The organism is Rhodanobacter sp. FW106-PBR-R2A-2-24 (genome assembly GCF_058789615.1).
Genome location: NZ_JBYTBV010000002.1, coordinates 3,255,754 through 3,272,996 on the forward strand (window position 1 = coordinate 3,255,754; position 17,243 = coordinate 3,272,996).

General features: G+C 63.2%; 15 protein-coding genes. All 15 read left to right on the top strand.

The features are described 5' to 3' along the window. The first annotated feature begins 181 nt into the window (after positions 1–181). The 15 genes from tssB (at position 182) to AC3WQA_RS16055 (ending at position 17,130) form a co-directional block, all read left to right on the top strand. Positions 182–700 (top strand): type VI secretion system contractile sheath small subunit, encoded by a 519-nt coding sequence (tssB, locus tag AC3WQA_RS15985; protein WP_492676021.1) that lies wholly within the window; start codon positions 182–184, stop codon positions 698–700. Positions 701–706: 6 nt separating this feature from the next. Beyond that, the gene (gene tssC / locus AC3WQA_RS15990; protein WP_492676022.1) at positions 707–2,203 is read left to right on the top strand and encodes a type VI secretion system contractile sheath large subunit; all 1,497 of its coding nucleotides are present in this window, start codon (positions 707–709) and stop codon (positions 2,201–2,203) included. Between the two features lie 194 nt (positions 2,204–2,397). Beyond that, a complete protein-coding gene (locus AC3WQA_RS15995) occupies positions 2,398–2,901 on the top strand; it encodes an Hcp family type VI secretion system effector (protein WP_492676023.1) in 504 nt (167 codons plus the stop codon). 280 nt (positions 2,902–3,181) lie between these two features. Then, positions 3,182–3,982, top strand: a complete 801-nt coding sequence (locus tag AC3WQA_RS16000; protein ID WP_492676024.1) for a type VI secretion system accessory protein TagJ — start codon at positions 3,182–3,184, stop codon at positions 3,980–3,982. A 13-nt stretch (positions 3,983–3,995) separates the two neighbouring features. Beyond that, the gene (gene tssE / locus AC3WQA_RS16005; RefSeq protein WP_492676025.1) at positions 3,996–4,499 is read left to right on the top strand and encodes a type VI secretion system baseplate subunit TssE; all 504 of its coding nucleotides are present in this window, start codon (positions 3,996–3,998) and stop codon (positions 4,497–4,499) included. A 12-nt stretch (positions 4,500–4,511) separates the two neighbouring features. Next, positions 4,512–6,395, top strand: coding sequence for a type VI secretion system baseplate subunit TssF (gene tssF / locus AC3WQA_RS16010; RefSeq protein ID WP_492676026.1), 1,884 nt, complete (start codon positions 4,512–4,514; stop codon positions 6,393–6,395). Then, positions 6,359–7,396 carry a type VI secretion system baseplate subunit TssG gene (gene tssG, locus AC3WQA_RS16015; protein WP_492676027.1) on the top strand — a complete coding sequence of 346 codons (1,038 nt, stop codon included), beginning with the start codon at positions 6,359–6,361 and terminating at the stop codon, positions 7,394–7,396. Before tssF ends, tssG begins: the two co-directional genes overlap by 37 nt. Positions 7,397–7,717: 321 nt before the next feature. Then, entirely contained in the window at positions 7,718–10,462 is a 2,745-nt protein-coding gene (gene tssH, locus AC3WQA_RS16020) for a type VI secretion system ATPase TssH (RefSeq protein ID WP_492676028.1), read from the top strand. Positions 10,463–10,695: 233 nt separating this feature from the next. Next, positions 10,696–11,466 (top strand): hypothetical protein, encoded by a 771-nt coding sequence (locus AC3WQA_RS16025; RefSeq protein ID WP_492676029.1) that lies wholly within the window; start codon positions 10,696–10,698, stop codon positions 11,464–11,466. Between the two features lie 437 nt (positions 11,467–11,903). Further along, positions 11,904–12,884 (top strand): IQM protein middle domain-containing protein, encoded by a 981-nt coding sequence (locus AC3WQA_RS16030; RefSeq protein WP_492676030.1) that lies wholly within the window; start codon positions 11,904–11,906, stop codon positions 12,882–12,884. Between the two features lie 193 nt (positions 12,885–13,077). Continuing rightward, on the top strand, positions 13,078–13,761 hold the full coding sequence (locus AC3WQA_RS16035) for a hypothetical protein (protein ID WP_492676031.1): 684 nt from the start codon (positions 13,078–13,080) through the stop codon (positions 13,759–13,761). 120 nt (positions 13,762–13,881) lie between these two features. Next, positions 13,882–14,178 (top strand): PAAR domain-containing protein, encoded by a 297-nt coding sequence (locus AC3WQA_RS16040; protein ID WP_492676032.1) that lies wholly within the window; start codon positions 13,882–13,884, stop codon positions 14,176–14,178. Positions 14,179–14,273: 95 nt separating this feature from the next. After that, positions 14,274–15,569 carry a class I SAM-dependent DNA methyltransferase gene (locus AC3WQA_RS16045; protein WP_492676379.1) on the top strand — a complete coding sequence of 432 codons (1,296 nt, stop codon included), beginning with the start codon at positions 14,274–14,276 and terminating at the stop codon, positions 15,567–15,569. A 107-nt stretch (positions 15,570–15,676) separates the two neighbouring features. Beyond that, entirely contained in the window at positions 15,677–16,189 is a 513-nt protein-coding gene (locus AC3WQA_RS16050) for a hypothetical protein (RefSeq protein ID WP_492676033.1), read from the top strand. Next, positions 16,186–17,130 carry a hypothetical protein gene (locus tag AC3WQA_RS16055; RefSeq protein ID WP_492676034.1) on the top strand — a complete coding sequence of 315 codons (945 nt, stop codon included), beginning with the start codon at positions 16,186–16,188 and terminating at the stop codon, positions 17,128–17,130. Before AC3WQA_RS16050 ends, AC3WQA_RS16055 begins: the two co-directional genes overlap by 4 nt. The last annotated feature ends 113 nt before the right edge of the window (positions 17,131–17,243 follow it).

Sequence of the window (17,243 nt, forward strand, 5' to 3'; positions counted from 1 at the left end):
TAGATGAGAGGTAACCCGGCGGTGCCCGTGTCGCGACAGGTCGGAAGGCTTGGCGCGGAGGATTGGTTGGCGGCTTCGGGGGATGGCTCGGCGAGGGGCGTACACCTTTCGCGGCAATCGTCGGTGCAGGGCGGGCCAAGGCCCTGCGCTCAGGCAGTATCCACGTTCCGGGAGACTACGCATGGCCAAGCAGAGCAGTCAGAAGTTCATCGCGCGAAACCGCGCCCCACGCGTGCAGATCGAGTACGACGTGGAGGTGTACGGCGCCCAGAAGAAGGTGCAGGTGCCGTTCGTGATGGGCGTGATGTCCGACCTTTCCGGCGCCAACAACGCCGAACTGCCGGCGATCGAGGAGCGCAAGGCGCTGGAGATCGACGTGGACAACTTCGACAGCCGCCTGCAGTCGATGAAGCCGCGGGTTTCCTTCGCGGTGCCCAATACGCTCACCGGCGAGGGCAACCTCAACGTGGACATCAGCTTCGAGAGCATGGACGACTTCTCGCCCGCCGCGGTGGCCCGCAAGGTCGGCGCGGTGGCCAAGCTGTTGGAGGCGCGCACCCAGCTCGCCAACCTCGGCACCTATCTGGATGGCAAGGCGGGCGCGGAGAAACTGATCGCCCAGGCCATCAACGATCCGGCGCTGCTGCAGTCGCTGGTGTCGGCACCCAAGCCCGGCGATGCCGGCAAGGACGGGGAGTAAGCAACCATGGCTACCGAGAATCTTGCCGAACAGAGTGGCGCCAGCGTACAGACCCTGGTGCCCGACGACTTCGCCGCACTGCTGAACAAGGAGTTCAAGCCCAAGAGCGAGCGCGCCAAGGAAGAGGTGGAATCCGCCGTTCGCACGCTCGCCGAGCAGGTGCTGAACAAGGCCGACATCGTCTCCGACGACGTGACCCAGACCATCAACGCCTACGTGGCCGAGCTGGATCGCAAGATCAGCGAGCAGCTCAACCTGGTCATGCACCACGCGGATTTCCAGAAGCTGGAAAGCGCCTGGCGCGGCCTGCACTACTTGGTCAACAACACCGAGACCGACCAGCAGCTCAAGATCCGCGTCATGAACGTCTCCAAGAAGGAGCTGGGCAAGACGCTGAAGCGCTACAAGGGCACGGCGTGGGATCAGAGCCCGATCTTCAAGAAGATGTACGAAGAAGAATATGGTCAGCTCGGCGGCGAGCCCTACGGCTGCCTGGTGGGCGACTACTACTTCGATCACAGCCCGCAGGATGTGGAACTCCTGGCCGGTGTCAGCCAGGTGGCGGCGGCCGCGCATGCGCCGTTCATCGCGGCGGCCAACCACAGCCTGATGGGCATGGACAGCTGGAACGAGCTGGCCAACCCGCGCGACCTGGCCAAGATCTTCTCCACGCCCGAGTACGCCTCCTGGCGCTCGCTGCGCGAGTCGGACGACGCCAAGTACCTTGCGCTCACCATGCCGCGCACGCTGGCGCGCCTGCCCTATGGCGCGGCCACCGACCCGGTGGAGGAGTTCGACTTCGAGGAGGACACCTCGGGCGCCGACTCGTCCAAGTACACCTGGCAGAACGCCGCCTATGCGATGGCGGTGAACATCAACCGCTCCTTCAAGGAATACGGCTGGTGCTCGCGCATCCGCGGCATCGAGTCGGGTGGCGCGGTGGAAGGCCTGCCGGTGCACACCTTCCCCAGTGACGACGGCGGCGTGGACATGAAGTGCCCCACCGAAATCGCCATCACCGACCGTCGTTCGGCCGAGCTGGACAAGATGGGCCTGATGCCGCTGGTGCATCGCAAGAACTCGGACATGGCCGCCTTCATCAGCGCGCAGTCGCTGGCCAAGCCGGAGGAGTACGACGATCCGGACGCCACCGCCAACGCCGCGCTGAGCTGCCGCCTGCCGTACATGTTCGCCTGCTGCCGCTTCGCGCATTACCTGAAGTGCATCGTGCGCGACAAGATCGGTTCGTTCTCCAGCCGCGAGTCGATGCAGAGCTGGCTGACCAACTGGGTCATGCAGTATGTCGACGGCGATCCGACCAATTCCAGCGAGGAGACCAAGGCGCGCAAGCCGCTGTCGGCTGCCGAGGTCGTGGTGGAGGAAGTGGAAGGTGCTCCGGGGTACTACACCTCGAAGTTCTTCCTGAAGCCGCACTACCAGTTGGAAGGTCTCACTGTGTCGTTGCGGCTGGTGTCGCGGCTGCCGTCGGCGGCCAAGGCCTGATCGAAACCTTGGCGGATGCGGCCGTCGGCCGCGTCCGCTCCGGGTGTGGAGCGCGCCGGTGTCGCCGGGCGCGCTGTTGCAAGGCGTCCCGAGATCGGCGCCGTGGAACAAGTGGCGGCAGCAAGCGGTAACCGGTGCGGGCATGCCCAGGCCGGACGGATATATTCATCAACAGGCGATCGAGGAGAAGGTTCATGGCTTTCGACATGCACATCAAGTTCGGCTCGGGCAAGGTCAAGATCGAGGGTGCGTCCAACCACAAGAAGCACAAGGGAGAGGTGCCGATCCTGGCCTGGTCGTGGGGCGTCAGCAACACCGGCGACCTGCACACCGGCGCGGGTGCGGCCAGCGGCGGCAAGGCACATGTGCAGGACATCTCCATCACCAAGTATGTGGACGGTTGCTCCAACGCGCTGATCAATGCCTGCTGCACCGGCGGGCGCGTGGAGCAGGCCTGGTTGTACGTCACCAACGCCACCGGCGAGCAGACCGACTTCCTCACCATCGAGTTGAGCGAAGGCATCCTGGTCACGTCGGTGTCCACCGGTGGCAGCGGTGGCGAGGACAAGCTCACCGAAAACATCACCCTGCACTTCGGCAAGTTCAAGTACTCGTTCCAGCCGCAGGACGACAAGGGCGGCAAGGACGGCGGTACCAAGGACTTCACCTTCGACATCCAGCAAGTGGCCAGCGCCTGATGTCGGTGCGCCCGGGCTTGCTCCGGGCGCCCGCACATCCTTGGGCCACACCGGTTCGCGGCGAGTCCGCGGGCTGGCGTGGCGCGATCCACGGAGGGATCGTTCGCCGGCCGGGCACGCCCGTGCCTGATCGGCGTAGCCGAGTCCGGACAGACGTCGGACTCGGCGCGCCGAGCTGACGCGGAACAGCGCTGGCTCGACATCCTGCTGGCGCCGGCGCGGTTGCGCGTGGGTGTGTCCGCGCGGCAGATATCCCCTTCATTGCCCGGATGCCCGATACGTGGACAGCACTCCCGAAAACCTGTTGAAGGACGGCCGTCTGGATGAGGCGCTGCAGAGCCTGACGGCGCGCGTGCGCAGCAATCCGGCGGACGCCAAGTCGCGTGTGTTCCTGTTTCAGCTGATGGCGGTGCTGGGGCAGTGGGAACGTGCGCGCAACCAGCTCAAGGTCAGCAGCGAGCTGGACCCGCTCAACAACCTCATGACCACGGCCTACGAGCGTGCCTTGGTGGGTGAGCTGCAACGCGTGGCGGTGATGGAAGGTCGCCAACAACCCACCGTGATCGGCGAGCCGGCGCAGTGGCTGGCGCTGCTGCTGCAAGCGCTCAAACTGGGGGAGGATGGGCGCCATGCGCAAGCCCTGCCGCTGCGCGAGCAGGCCTTCGACGGTGCCGAGGCGACCTCGGGCCGCATCGATGGCGAGCCCTTCGAGTGGATCGCCGACGCCGACCCCCGCTTCGGGCCCTGCCTGGAGCTGATCGTGGAAAGCGGCTATGCATGGGTGCCGTTCGCACGGCTGAAGAAGCTGGAGTTCGACGCCCCCGAGGATTTGCGCGACAAGGTGTGGTCGCCGGTGCGCGTCACCTGGAGCAACGGTGGCCAGGCGGTGGGCTTCGTGCCGTGTCGTTATCCCGGTTCGGAACGCTCGGCCGAAAGCGATGTGGTGCTGGCGCGGCGCACCGAATGGATCGAACGCGGCGACGGATATTTTGCCGGCCTCGGCCAGCGCATGCTCGCCACCGATACGGGCGAATATCCGTTGCTCGACGTGCGCTGCATCAGTTTCGGCGACGACGGCTGAGCGGGGCGGCGCGATGGCCGAGCTCACCACCCAGGAACGCCTGCAACCCTCGTTGCTCGACCGGCTCACCGACGATGAGCCCGGCAAGGCCGACGAGAGCCGCGAGCGGCGCGTGATCTCGGCCACACGGCTGCGCGACTGCGTGACACGCGACATCTCCTGGTTGCTCAACTGCGTGAACCTGGGCGAGGACGAACTGCTGGCGGACTACCCGGCCGTGGCCAGCTCCGTACTCAACTTCGGCATCCCCGATCTCACCGGTGCGGCGCTGTCCGGCATCAAGGCCGAGGCGTTGCAACGCCACTTGCGTGAAGCACTGCTGGCTTTCGAGCCGCGGCTGACCGCCAACACCTTGCAGGTGACCGTGCAGACCGATACGCGGCGCATGGACCAGCAGTCGCTGGTGTTCAACATCGCCTCGGAAATGTGGGCGCAGCCGATTCCGCTGAACCTCTACCTCAAGACCGAGGTGGATCTGGAAACCGGCAAGTTCAACGTGTCCGAGAGCTTCGGCTGAGAGATCCTGCGCATGGACCCGAACCTGCTGCGTTACTACAACCGCGAATTGCAGCATGTCCGCGAAATGGGCGGCGAGTTCGCGCGCGAGTACCCGAAGATCGCCGGTCGGCTGGGCCTGGAGGGTTTCGAGTGCGCCGACCCCTACGTGGAGCGTCTGCTCGAGGGTTTCGCCTTTCTTGCCGCGCGCGTACAGCTGAAGCTGGACGCGCAGCACCCGCTGTTCACCCAGCACCTGATGGAGATGGTTTACCCGCACTACCTTGCGCCGGTGCCTTCGATGGCGGTGGTGCAACTGCAGCCCGATGCGAAGGAGAGTGCGCTGGCCGCCGGCGTCACAGTGGCGCGCAATACCGCGCTGATGGGGCTGATTGGGCATGACGAGCGCACCGCCTGCGAATACCGCACTGCCCACGAAGTGAAGCTGTGGCCACTGGAGCTGACCGAGGCCAAGTACTTCGAGACGCCGGCCGCGCTGGCCGCGGCGGGGGTGAGCTTGCCCGTCGGCAAGACGGTGCGCGCCGGCCTGCGGCTGAAATTCACGGTCACCGCTGGCGTACAGACCCAGATGCTGGCGCTGGACGAGTTGCCGCTGTTCATCGCCGGCGCCGATGAGTTGCCCAAACGCCTGTACGAGCAATTGCTGGGCAACGCCGTGGGCTTCGTGCTGCGGGCGCCGGGTGCCGGCGGCCTGGTGAGCGAATTCCTCGACGCGAGCCATATCCGCGACAAGGGCTTTGCCGACGACGAGGCGCTGCTGCCGTATACCGATCGTTCGTTCAGCGGCTACCGCCTGCTGCAGGAATACTTCGCCTGTCCGGAGCGTTTCCTGTTTACCGTGTTCAGCGGCCTGCGCGGCGTGCTGTCGCGCGTGCAGGCCAGCGAATTCGAGATCGTGGCGTTGTTCGACCGCAGCGTGACACGCCTGCACAACGCGGTGGATGCCGGCAATTTCCGGCTGTTCTGCACGCCGGCGATCAACCTGTTTCCGCGGCGTGCCGACCGCATTCACCTGCGGCAGGGGCAGACGGAATACCACGTGCTGGCCGACCGCACGCGGCCGATGGATTTCGAGGTGCACAGCCTCAGCCACGTCGAGGGTTTTGGCGACAGCCAGGAGCCCGAGCAGCGCTTCCAGCCCTTCTACGGCTGCGACGAGCGGGTCTGGCATGACGGCGCCCAGGCGTTCTACACCCTGCGCCGCGAGCCGCGGCTGCTGTCGACCCGGCAGAAGCGGCAGGGCGCCCGTTCCAGCTATATCGGCACCGAGGTGTTTATCGCGCTGGTGGATGCCGTCGATGCGCCGTATTCCAGCCGCCTGCGCCAGCTGGGCATGCAACTGATGTGCACCAATCGCGATTTGCCGCTGCAGATGCCGGTGGGCAAATCGCGCACCGACTTCACCCTGGATACCGGGGCGCCGGTGACGGCGATTCGCTGCGTGGCCGGCCCCACCAAGCCACGTGCGCCCAATGCCAACGGCGAAACCGCGTGGCGGCTGGTCAGCCACTTGCAGCTCAATTACCTCTCGCTGCTGGGGGATGGTGATGCCGACGGCGCCAATGCGCTGCGCGAGATGCTTACGCTGTATTGCGACGAATTCGACGCCAGTGCGCGGCGCCAGATCGAGGGCGTGAAGTCGGTGGCCGCGCGGCCGGTGGTGCGGCGTATCCCCGTGCCCGGGCCGATCAGCTTCGGTCGCGGCCTGGAAATCACCCTGACCTGCGACGACGGCGCCTTCGAGGGCACCGGTGCCTTCCTGCTCGGCGCAGTGATACAGCATTTCTTCACGCGGCATGTGTCGGTGAACTCCTTCACCGAAACCGTGCTGCGCACGCTGGAACGCAACGAGGTGGCCCGATGGCCGGCACGGCTCGGCAAGCGTCAGATCCTGTAACGTCGGCCCTGGCGGGGCTCGAGCGGGCGCTGCGGGAGCAGCCGGAACGCTTCGATTTTTTCGAGGCCTTGCGTTGGCTGGAGTGCGCCTATCCGCAGCGTCCACGGCTGGGCGAATCGGCCAAGCCGGCGGAGGACGCCGTGCGCTTGTGCCATACGCCGTCGCTGGCTTTCGCGCCGCGCGGGCTGGATCGCTACGAGCCTGCCTCCGGCGACCGACCAGCGCGCCTGCATGGGCTGTTCCTCGGCCTGTTCGGCCCGCACGGCCCACTGCCGCTGCACCTCACCGAATATGCGATGGATCGCCAGCGCAACGCCAAAGACAGCACGCTGGTCGCGTTCGCCGACATCTTTCACCATCGCCTGCTCAGCTTGTTCTATCGGGCATGGGCCAGCGCCCGGCCTACCGTGCAACTGGATCGCCCGGGCGAAGACCGCTTCCGCCTGTATGTGGGGGCGCTGGCGGGCCTGTCCACGCGAGGTCTGGAGTCGCGCGACGCACTGCCTGACCAGTACAAGCGCTTCTTCGCTGGCCGCCTGGCTGCCCAGGCGCGCAACGCGGAGGGGCTGCGCGGCCTGCTGGAGCATTTCTTCGGCATTCCGGTGCGCGTGCTGGAGTTCGTGGCCAGTTGGATGCGCCTGCCGCAGGAGTCGCACCTGCGCCTGGGCAGCTCGCCCGAGGTCGCCGGCATGGGCCTCACGGCGGTGATCGGCGAGTACGTATGGGGTTCGCAGCAGCGTTTTCGCCTGCGTCTCGGCCCGTTGACGCGCGCGCAGTTCAACAACTTTCTGCCCGGCGGCGAGGCATTGCGCCAGTTGGTGGCCGCGGTGAAGACCTACGTGGGCGAGGAGAAGGCTTTCGACGTGCAGTTGGTGCTCCAGCGCACGGACGTGCCGGGCACCAAACTTGGCCAGTCGGGCCGCATGGGGCTCTCCACCTGGATGGGTGAGCCGCGGCGGGATGCGGACGCGGATCAGGTCGTGCTGCAGCCGGTGGGGTAGGGGCCTGTGGGCATTGAACTCGACCACCGGCGGTTCACCCCTGTCCTCCTTGCGTCCGAGTGCCATGCGGCGCGCCTGGAGTCGGCTGCAAAGGATGTGGGCTCCGGCATGGCCAACGCCATGTACGTGGCCCGCCTCGGCAAGAGGCCGCGCGCGGAGGATGAAGCATGACCGAAAACATCGACCGAAATCGCACTAGTTGAAGTAACCGTGGCGCCTTAGTGCGCACGGCAAACCGTCAGCCGGGCCGGCAGGCGGCGCGTTCACCTCCGTCCGTCTGTCGCCGTAGGGCGGCATCGCCACTTTCAAGGGGTAAGTTTCATGGCAGAGATCAGTCGCAGCGCGCTGTTCGGCAAGCTCAACAAGCTGGCGTATCGGGGCATCGAGAGCGCCACCGTGTTTTGCAAGTTGCGCGGCAACCCTTACGTGGAGTTGGTGCACTGGGTGCATCAGATTCTGCAATTGCAGGATTCCGACCTGCACCGCATCGTCAAGCAGTTCAACTTGAACCCCTCGAACCTCGCGCGCGACATCACCGACGCGCTGGATCGCCTGCCGCGCGGCTCCACCTCCATCTCCGACCTCTCCAGCGACGTGGAGGAAGCGGTCGAGCGCGGCTGGGTGTTCGCCACCCTGATGTTCGGCGAGGCGCAGGTGCGCACCGGTTACCTCATGGTGGGCGTGCTGCGCATGCGTCACCTGCGCAACACGCTGCTCGGCGTCTCGAAGGAGTTCGAGAAGATCAAGCCCGAGGCCTTGATGGAGAAGTTCGCCGAAGTGGTGGCCGGTTCGCCCGAGGACGGCCAAAACGCCAGCGACGGCTTCAAGCTGGGCGGGGCCGGCGTGCCGGGCGAGGCCAGCGGCGCGATGAGCCCGGCGCAGATGGGCAAGCAGGAAGCGCTCAAGCAGTTCACCGTCGACCTCACCGAGCAGGCGCGCAGCGGCAAGCTCGATCCCATCGTTGGTCGCGATGACGAAATCCGCCAAGTGGTGGACATCCTGATGCGCCGCCGCCAGAACAACCCGATCCTGGTCGGCGAGGCCGGTGTGGGCAAGACCGCGGTGGTGGAAGGCTTTGCCCAGCGCATCGTGCGCGGCGACGTGCCGCCCTCGCTCAAGGACGTGGAACTGCGCACGCTCGACGTCGGCCTGCTGCAGGCCGGCGCCAGCATGAAGGGCGAGTTCGAGCAGCGCCTGCGCTCGGTGATCGAGGAGGTGCAGTCCAGCCCAAAGCCGATCATCCTGTTCATCGACGAAACCCACACCCTGGTTGGCGCCGGCGGCGCGGCCGGCACCGGCGACGCCGCCAACCTGCTCAAGCCCGCGCTGGCGCGCGGCACCTTGCGCACCATCGGTGCCACTACCTTCGCCGAATACAAGAAGCACATCGAGAAAGATCCCGCGCTTACCCGCCGCTTCCAGACCGTGCAGGTCGATGAGCCCAGCGAAGAGAAGGGCATCCTGATGATGCGCGGCGTCGCCAGCACGATGGAGAAGCACCATCGCGTGCAGATCCTCGACGAGGCGCTGGAAGCCGCCGTCAAGCTCTCGCACCGCTACATTCCCGCGCGCCAGTTGCCGGACAAGGCGGTGAGCCTGCTCGACACCGCCTGCGCGCGCGTGGCGGTGAGCCAGCACGCCGTGCCGCCCGAGGTGGACGACACCCGCAAGCGCATCGAGGCGCTGGAAACCGAGCTGGCCATCATCCACCGCGAGAAGACCGTGGGCGTGGACGTGGCCGAGCGCGAGGCTGGCGCCAACGAAAAGCTCGCCGTGCAAAAGGAGCGACTGGAGAAGCTGGAAGCTGACTGGCAGGCCGAGAAGGTACTGGTCGAGCAGATCCTTGCCCTGCGCGCGAAGCTGCGCGGTGACACCGCGCCGGTGGAAGGCACCGGCAGCAAGCTGGAGGAAGCGGTCAACGCCAAGGCCGATGTCACTGCCGCCCCGGAAGCGCCGGCAAGCCTCAGCGATGCCGAGCGCGCCAGTGCGCTGGAGCAGCTCAAGGGCCTGCAGGCGCAACTGGCCGAACTGCAGGGCGAGCGCCCCTTGATTTTGCCCACGGTGGATTACGTGGCCGTGGGTTCGGTGGTGTCTGACTGGACCGGCATTCCGGTCGGCCGCATGGTCAAGAGCGAGCTCGAAACCGTGATGAACCTGGCCAAGCTGATGGGCAAGCGCGTGATCGGCCAGGATCATGCGATGGAGATGATCGCCAAGCGCATCCAGACCAGCCGCGCCGGCCTCGACAACCCGAACAAGCCGATCGGCGTGTTCATGCTCGCCGGCACCTCCGGCGTGGGCAAGACCGAAACCGCGCTGGCGCTGGCCGAGGCACTGTACGGCGGCGAGCAGAACCTCATCACCATCAACATGAGCGAATTCCAGGAGGCGCACACCGTCTCCACCCTCAAGGGCGCACCTCCCGGCTACGTCGGCTACGGCGAGGGCGGCGTGCTCACCGAGGCCGTGCGCCGCAAGCCGTACTCGGTGGTGCTGCTGGACGAGGTGGAAAAGGCTCACCCCGACGTGCACGAAATCTTCTTCCAGGTGTTCGACAAGGGCATGATGGAAGACGGTGAAGGCCGCCGGATCGACTTCAAGAACACCTTGATCCTGCTCACCACCAACGCCGGCACCGACATGATCGCCGGCCTGTGCAAGGACCCGGAGCTGATGCCCGAGCCCGAAGGCATCGCCAAGGCGCTGCGCGAGCCCTTGCTCAAGGTTTTCCCGCCGGCGCTGCTCGGGCGGTTGGTGACGATTCCGTATTACCCGCTGAGCCCGGAGATGCTGGGCGAAATCGTCAAGCTGCAGCTGGGCCGTATCAAGAAGCGCATCGAGGCGCGCTACAAGATCCCGTTCGAGTACGGCGACGACGTAGTGAAGCTGGTGGTGAGTCGCTGCACCGAGAGCGAATCAGGCGGCCGCATGATCGACGCCATTCTCACCAACACCATGCTGCCGGATATCAGTCGCGAATTCCTGAACCGAATGATCGAGGGCGTGCCGGTATCGGGGGTGAAGGTTGGGGCGGACGAAGCTGGGTTTTCGTACGCGTTTGGTTGAGGTGCCTATTATAAGTAAACCTGGCCACGTTTTCGTTGAGTGACTCTGAATCGGTTATTGCAAGGAGAAGGGAGATGTCTATAGCGGCATGGCAAGGAGCTAAAAGCTCTTTCACACACCTGGTGCGATCCGTGTCGCTGAGCAAGAGCGATCAGATCGTACAGTTGGCCGACAGCAGTTGTAAATTTATCTACGACTGTCGAGTCGGTCGAAGGACAAAAAGATCTCACGTCATGACCAACGGGCTGCTCGATTCAAGCAAACTTGTAAAAGGTTTCGATAATTCAGGGTCAAAGTGGCGATGGAATGGTTGCAAGAATGAATTCAATTTCGTCGATCCGGCGCCGGGATACTATTGCAGTACCGTTTCACGTTACGGTCAATTTTCCGCAGTAGCATCAGAGTTTGGTTACTACGAAAACTTGAGTTCTGGTCTGAAACCCCAGCAGGTCGAGTACTGGAAGCCAAGTCGGTTGTTTCCGCCCGACACGGTATTGATAGATTTATCGACGCCAAAATCAACTCACCATACACCGCCGATCAGAGTGTTTGAGCCATTCGACGAGAGTAACTTGCAGTGGCTTGAAGTAATTTTTGGGACGCCGGTGATGGCAGAGATGACTGAGCAATTGCTTTGTATTAATTTTGAGGCTCCGGAGAGCGAAAGGATTAAATATATAAGTAAGCCGATGGATGATGAATTGAGAATAATAAAAAGTTCAAAAAGAGGGGTTTTGACATTGAAGTCTCTTATGACTTCGCCGAGCTATGGTCTGTCTTCGTTGGTGGGCAACGCTTGTCTTGGTGCGGAAATTGGTATAGTGGCGCCGAGTGCGCGCGCCAGTGATGTTCCGCAGCAGGCATTTTTGGATGGTTCTTCAAATGTTGTTTTGCCAGTTAAAAAAGACAATTCTACCAGCTTGGTTCTGAATGGTGTTTGGGATTTTGTTCCTGATTCCAAAGGCAAGGGTAAATTCGAATACACAGATGCTAGCCGCCTGTGAAATTCGCTCTACGAAAATTCACCAGGAGCAATCTGTCGACGGGAGCGAATTGAGTGGGGTCGGCGAAAAACGGGATCAGGTTCACTTATGACTTGAGTGCTTCCTCGCTTGTTGGAAGTAACTGAATCGAAAAAGGTGTTAGGGACAATTCCCAAGCACCGCTTCCGCCGGTGAATGGCGCGTCGCGCAAGGGGACGCGTGACAGAGGGCGCCGGGCGATTGCGCATTGGAGAGTGGAGTGAGGGCGAGTAAAAGGTGTCAAGGACAATTTCTGTCCGAGTAAAAGGTGTCTGTCGAGAAAAGGTGCCAGAGATAATTTTTGCGTTAATAAAAAGGCGAATTCAAGCGTATTTTCGTCTTGAATACTCAGCGGTCGGCGCAAAGTGACTGCGCTTGGTCACGGTGCTTGGTTTCAGTACTGTTTTTACGGTGATTTCATGCCCATACCATACGATAGCTTTCCAACTAACGATGTCTGGCGTTCCGATAGTACGGTCAGCGGGATCATGCCGTCCACATGGCGCGTAACGGACACCGCTTTGGGCGTCATCGATGCCTTGGTTGCACACTACAATGATGTCAACTTCCAGGATGTGCAGATAGAAACCCTGTTTTTTCTCGTCAAGGCCTGCGATTTCTGGTTGAACAAGCTGAATAAGGTTCCTGCGAACAAGGGACAACCGCTGGATCATACGACGGGTCATGGGTTGCCGAGCGATCGCAAGGTGAGCGGCCATGATGACCGTCGATCCGCCATTTCCGCGTTGAAGATGATTTCCGGCGATTTGCTGATGAATCATACCCACATGGATTCCGTTGCGGAGGCGATGACAAGCTTGGAGCCGCTATTTGTAAAGAGTAGCCATGGCGGCACTGCTGACGCTCCAGGGCCGGATCAATTGCAGATTCAACAGGTCAGGGGTATTGGCGAGGTGGCGATTTTTTTGCAGGAAGCTCATCTGCAGCGTCGATACAAGCTGCGCTTCCGTGGTGGGGTTGCTTGGCGCTGGAGCCCGGCTGCCAATACCAATGCCATATATGATTCGACGAACAACGTAGAGAGCGAGTCGAATGACCAAAAAACTCATTTTGTCATGAATTCGCGCGGGCATATTTACGCTGGTTTTGACAAAAACGCCTTTTGGTTCAAGCATTCTTCACTGATTGGCGGGGCTAATGCCTATTCGGCGGGTCGCATGCGAATTGTCGCGGGTCGTGTGGTTCACGTTGAAAATGACAGTGGACATTATCACCCGGGAATTCAGCAGATGCGAAACCTGTTGCATCGGCTTCGACTGTATGGCGCAAACATAGATGATGTTGTGGTGAGGCGCATTCAGCCTGGGCCGGCCGCCAACTTCACGGGAGCGCAAATCATAGTAAGCCGCGCGACTTGGCCTGATGGGGTCGCTGGTTAATATGCCATATAACGACACGTCATCTGCGGATGGGTATCGTGAGTGGTTGGTTTGATTTGTGGGTTGAAACATGTTTTGAGAAAATGATTTTGTTTCATTGTCCGTGCGAGCGAGGTGGACGGGCGCGTCAAAACGAAGTTGTGGTAATTAGCTGAATTCAATCAGTTTCCGCATGGGTTAGGTGGGTGGTGGCATGATCGAAAACTATTTCAGGCGCGGTGTCCGCTTCCTGTGGAACAAGCCGCAGGATGCCATCGGGCCGCTCAACGGGGCTTTTGTCGCCAGTGTCGGATTGGCCGGAAATCTCAGTTACGACGGGTTGGATGGCCATCGTGCCGCGGTTGATCCCATGCTGCTGCACATCCAGGCGGGGGCGACGCTGGGGCTGGCAATGGGGGCGAATGTGCCGCACACATGGCTGGACTACGCGCCGGGCCGCATCGCCCACGCGGCTATCGGCGGCAACGACGTGTTGACGGGCTACATGAGTGGTTGCCTGATCGTGCGCGGCACCTACGGTGGGGTGATGAGCGCATTCCATGTTGGGACCATCGATGGCAACGCCGTGGCGAACCGGACGGTCAAGCAGAACTTCGCCCAGAACCTTCCGGCGAACGCCACCGGTTTCAATCCCGCTGGTGCCTGGAATCCGGGTGAACTGGCGGCAGCGCAAGCCAACCTCGGCGGCGCCGGGGTGGCCACGGCAAACGTGATCGCACTGGTGACAACCGGTGGCGCGTTCTACTCGATCTTGATGTTCAACGTAAACGATGGTGGATGGATCAACCCCGCCGGGCGTCGCCGGTGGTGCGTCGGCGGCATCAAGCAGGTGCCGTCGCTTTCGCGGGCACGCTTGATGGCGAGCCTGATGTCCTGAGCGTCGTGCCATGACAGGCGGCGCCGGTTGCGGCGGCGAATGACACGAATCCCCGAGCGATTGCGCACTGAAGGGATGGTACGGTGCAGTATTCTGTTTGCTGGGAGTGAGAAAACCGTCATGCAACCCGCCGCCCGTCTCACCGACATGCACGTCTGCCCGATGCTTACGCCGGGGGTGCCCCCAATACCCCATGTGGGCGGGCCGATCACCGGGCCGGGTGCGCCAACCGTGCTGATCGGCGGCTTGCCGGCAGCGCGGATCAGCGACATGGCCGTGTGCGTGGGGCCGCCGGACAGTATCGTCATGGGCTCGCCCACGGTGCTGATCGGTGGCATGCCGGCTGCGCGCATGGGGGATTCCTGCGCGCATGGCGGCACGATCGTGCTGGGCTGCTTCACGGTATTGATCGCGTGAGTGGGCGGGAGAAGCGGCATGCGCCGCGAACTGGCGCTCGCCCGGCGGCTGCGCGTGCCGTGTTGCCGGTTTGGCAAGGCCTCTTGCAGCAGGCCATGCAGGCGCATCAGGCCGATGACCTCGATGTCGCAGAACAACTCTACCGCGAGGTGCTGGATGCACGCGTGGCGCAGCCCGATGCGCTGCATTACCTCGGCGTGCTGTGCCACCAGCGTGGGCGCAGCGATGAGGGTGTGGAGCTGATCCAGACCGCGCTCAGGATCACGCCAAGGCACCCGGATGCGCACAACAACCTGGGCAACATCCACAAGGAATGTGGCCGCCTGCGCGAGGCGGAGGCCTGTTATCGCAAGGCGCTGGACTGCAGCCCGAAGCATCACCATGCGCTGAGCAATCTGGCCGTGGTGCTGGAGGCGCAGGAACAGACGCAGGCGGCCTTCGAGGCTTACGAGCAGTTGCTGCGCTTGGCGCCGAACTATGCGCAGGGGCACTACCTGCTCGGCCTGTTCCTGCGCAGTCATGCCCAGGATATCGAGCACATCGAGCAGTCGGTCGAGTGTTTCCGTCGTGCCTATGCGCTGGAACCGCGCTACGTGCAGGCGCTGGAAGCGCAAAGCGTGTCGCTGTACGTGCTGGGCCGCACCGAGGAGGCCACGCAGGTGTACCGCGACTGGATCGCGCGCGATCCGGCCAACCCGATCCCGCGCCACATGCTGGCCGCCTGCGGTGGTTCCGCGGCGCCGCAGCGCGCGGACGATGCCTACGTGCGCGACACCTTCGATCGCTTCGCCGACAGCTTCGACGAGCAACTGCTGCAAAACCTGGATTACCGCGCGCCGCAGGTGCTGGCGGACGCGCTGGCGCAGGTGCTACCGCCGGCGACAGCCGTGCTTGATGTGCTCGATGCCGGCTGCGGCACCGGCCTTTGCGCGCCGCTGCTACGCCCCTACGCGCGCCAACTGGTGGGCGTGGATCTGTCCGGCGGCATGGTGGAGAAGGCGCGTCAGCGCGGCGGTTACGATGCACTGGAAGTGGCCGAGCTCACGGCCTTCCTGCAGGGCGCGCCGGCTGCCTGGGACGTGGTGGTCTCCGCCGATACCCTGGTGTATTTCGGCGAACTTGGACCGGTGCTTGACGCGGCGCACGCGGCCTTGCGCGCGGGCGGTCGGCTGGCCTTTTCGCTGGAGGCCGAGGAGGGCGACGCCGATCAGGTGACCCTCACGGCCAGCGGGCGCTACCGGCACTCGCGCAGCCACGCCATGCACGCGCTGGAACGCGCGGGCTTTGTCGACATTCACCTTGCCGAGGACAGCTTGCGCAAGGAATTCGGCCAGCCGGTGCGCAGTTGGGTGGTGCTGGCGCGGCGTGGCGGTAGAACCGAAGCAGCGTGAGACCGCCGCCCGAATCCGCCGCCGAAACGGCAACCGGGCGGGAATAGCCGCGCTGAAAAACGCCCGAAATTCGAAGAAAAGGCCACTTGTCGTGGAGGAACGTTCTGATGGCTGCAACGACCGCGGGTAGCTCGGCGTCAAGTGAAACCAACGACAAGGACATCTCGGTTGCCGACGGGTTTCGGATCACGAAGGCTGCTGCGGCGTGGAAGGGCACGCAGTATTCGTTGGTGGGCGCGCATTCGGTCAAAGGTGTGGGCGGCGATTGCAGCGGATCCACCTGGCTCATATATGCCGCCGCCGGTTTTCCCTACGAGTACCAGGCCACCGGAACATTTCTTGCCTACGTGCACAAGACCGGGCGCTTTCGTGAACTGGGTGCCAACGAACGCAGGCAAGACGGCGACATCCTGTTCTGGCCAAATCACATGGCGATCTACTCGACTTTCGCGATGGATCAGGCCGATGCCACCACGGCGCGTATCAACAAGCAACATCACGCTTGGACGCAGAAAAACGACATGTGGACGGCGTCCCATCCTGGCGGCCAGGTTTACGGGCCGGCTGAATTGCGTTTTTGGCGACCCGATGCGCCACGCGTTTTCAGGTACGTAAAGTGAGCGGCAATTTGCGCCAGTATCTCCATGCAGTTCGTGTGGCCCTGCTTTTCGCAGGCTTGACCCTGCTGCTGCCCCAAGCGTTGGCGAATGATGCGAGTAACGGCGTCATGCTGCCCGGGATGCAGTCGTCGCCATCGGGCAGTGTCCGCGTGATGGCGGCGCGCGTCGCATTGCATGCGGACACGATAGTCCTGTCGGTAACGGCGGACGTGCTGCCCGGCGACCTTGGTCGTATCGTCATTCACGGGCCGCGATTCGGTTGGCTGGGTGAGGCCGAGTCTTATCCCGAACGACAGTTTCCCGAATTGCGGGCCGCAGTCGACGGAACACCCGTGGCCGTGACCAGCCATGTCTCGGCATTCGTGGGATCAACCGATATCAGCGCGCTCCTTCGCGATGCGCGACTCGACCCTTTCGCGGTCGCACAAACGCCGCCCTTTGTCAGCGCGGTTGCGGGGCATGAAGTTGCCTTCAATCAGCTGGTTGCGCTGGGAGCGATCCAGCCGTCCGAGGATGGCAGTCTGGCCCAGTGGGAAGTGGCTCGCGATATCGGCGTGACGCTGGGCAGAGGCGGCCAACACGTGCTGGCATTGACCTATGCGGCGCGGCCGGCTTATGCGCTGATCCCGTTCCATCAATTGGCCGCGAAGCTTCCATTGGCTTCGTATTGCCTTGCCACGGGCAGGCTTGCGGAGCTGCTCGGACATGCGGCTACCAATCGCTCGTTTGAGGTTCGGCAGTATGCGGTGCCGGTGGGCGTGGACAACAAGCCCGTGGCAAAGGTGCAAGTCAGTGTCAGGGCATCGGGCAAGCCCGCGCCTCAGCCAGCCTTGATCGCCTTTTGCGGCAGCGATGGACGTGCGGTGATCGGTCGAGCCAGCGACGTGTCGGCAGCGCAGACGGATTCCCAAGGGGTAATACATATCCTTTCCATTCGCTAGTTGTCAGGCTGACGGTGGCGGCTATTCGCTTCGATCGAACCGGCGCCGTGGCGGCGCTCGAAAAGCCAAGGCGGGCAAGCGCTTGGCGGCGTGATCGACGAAATTCACGGCGG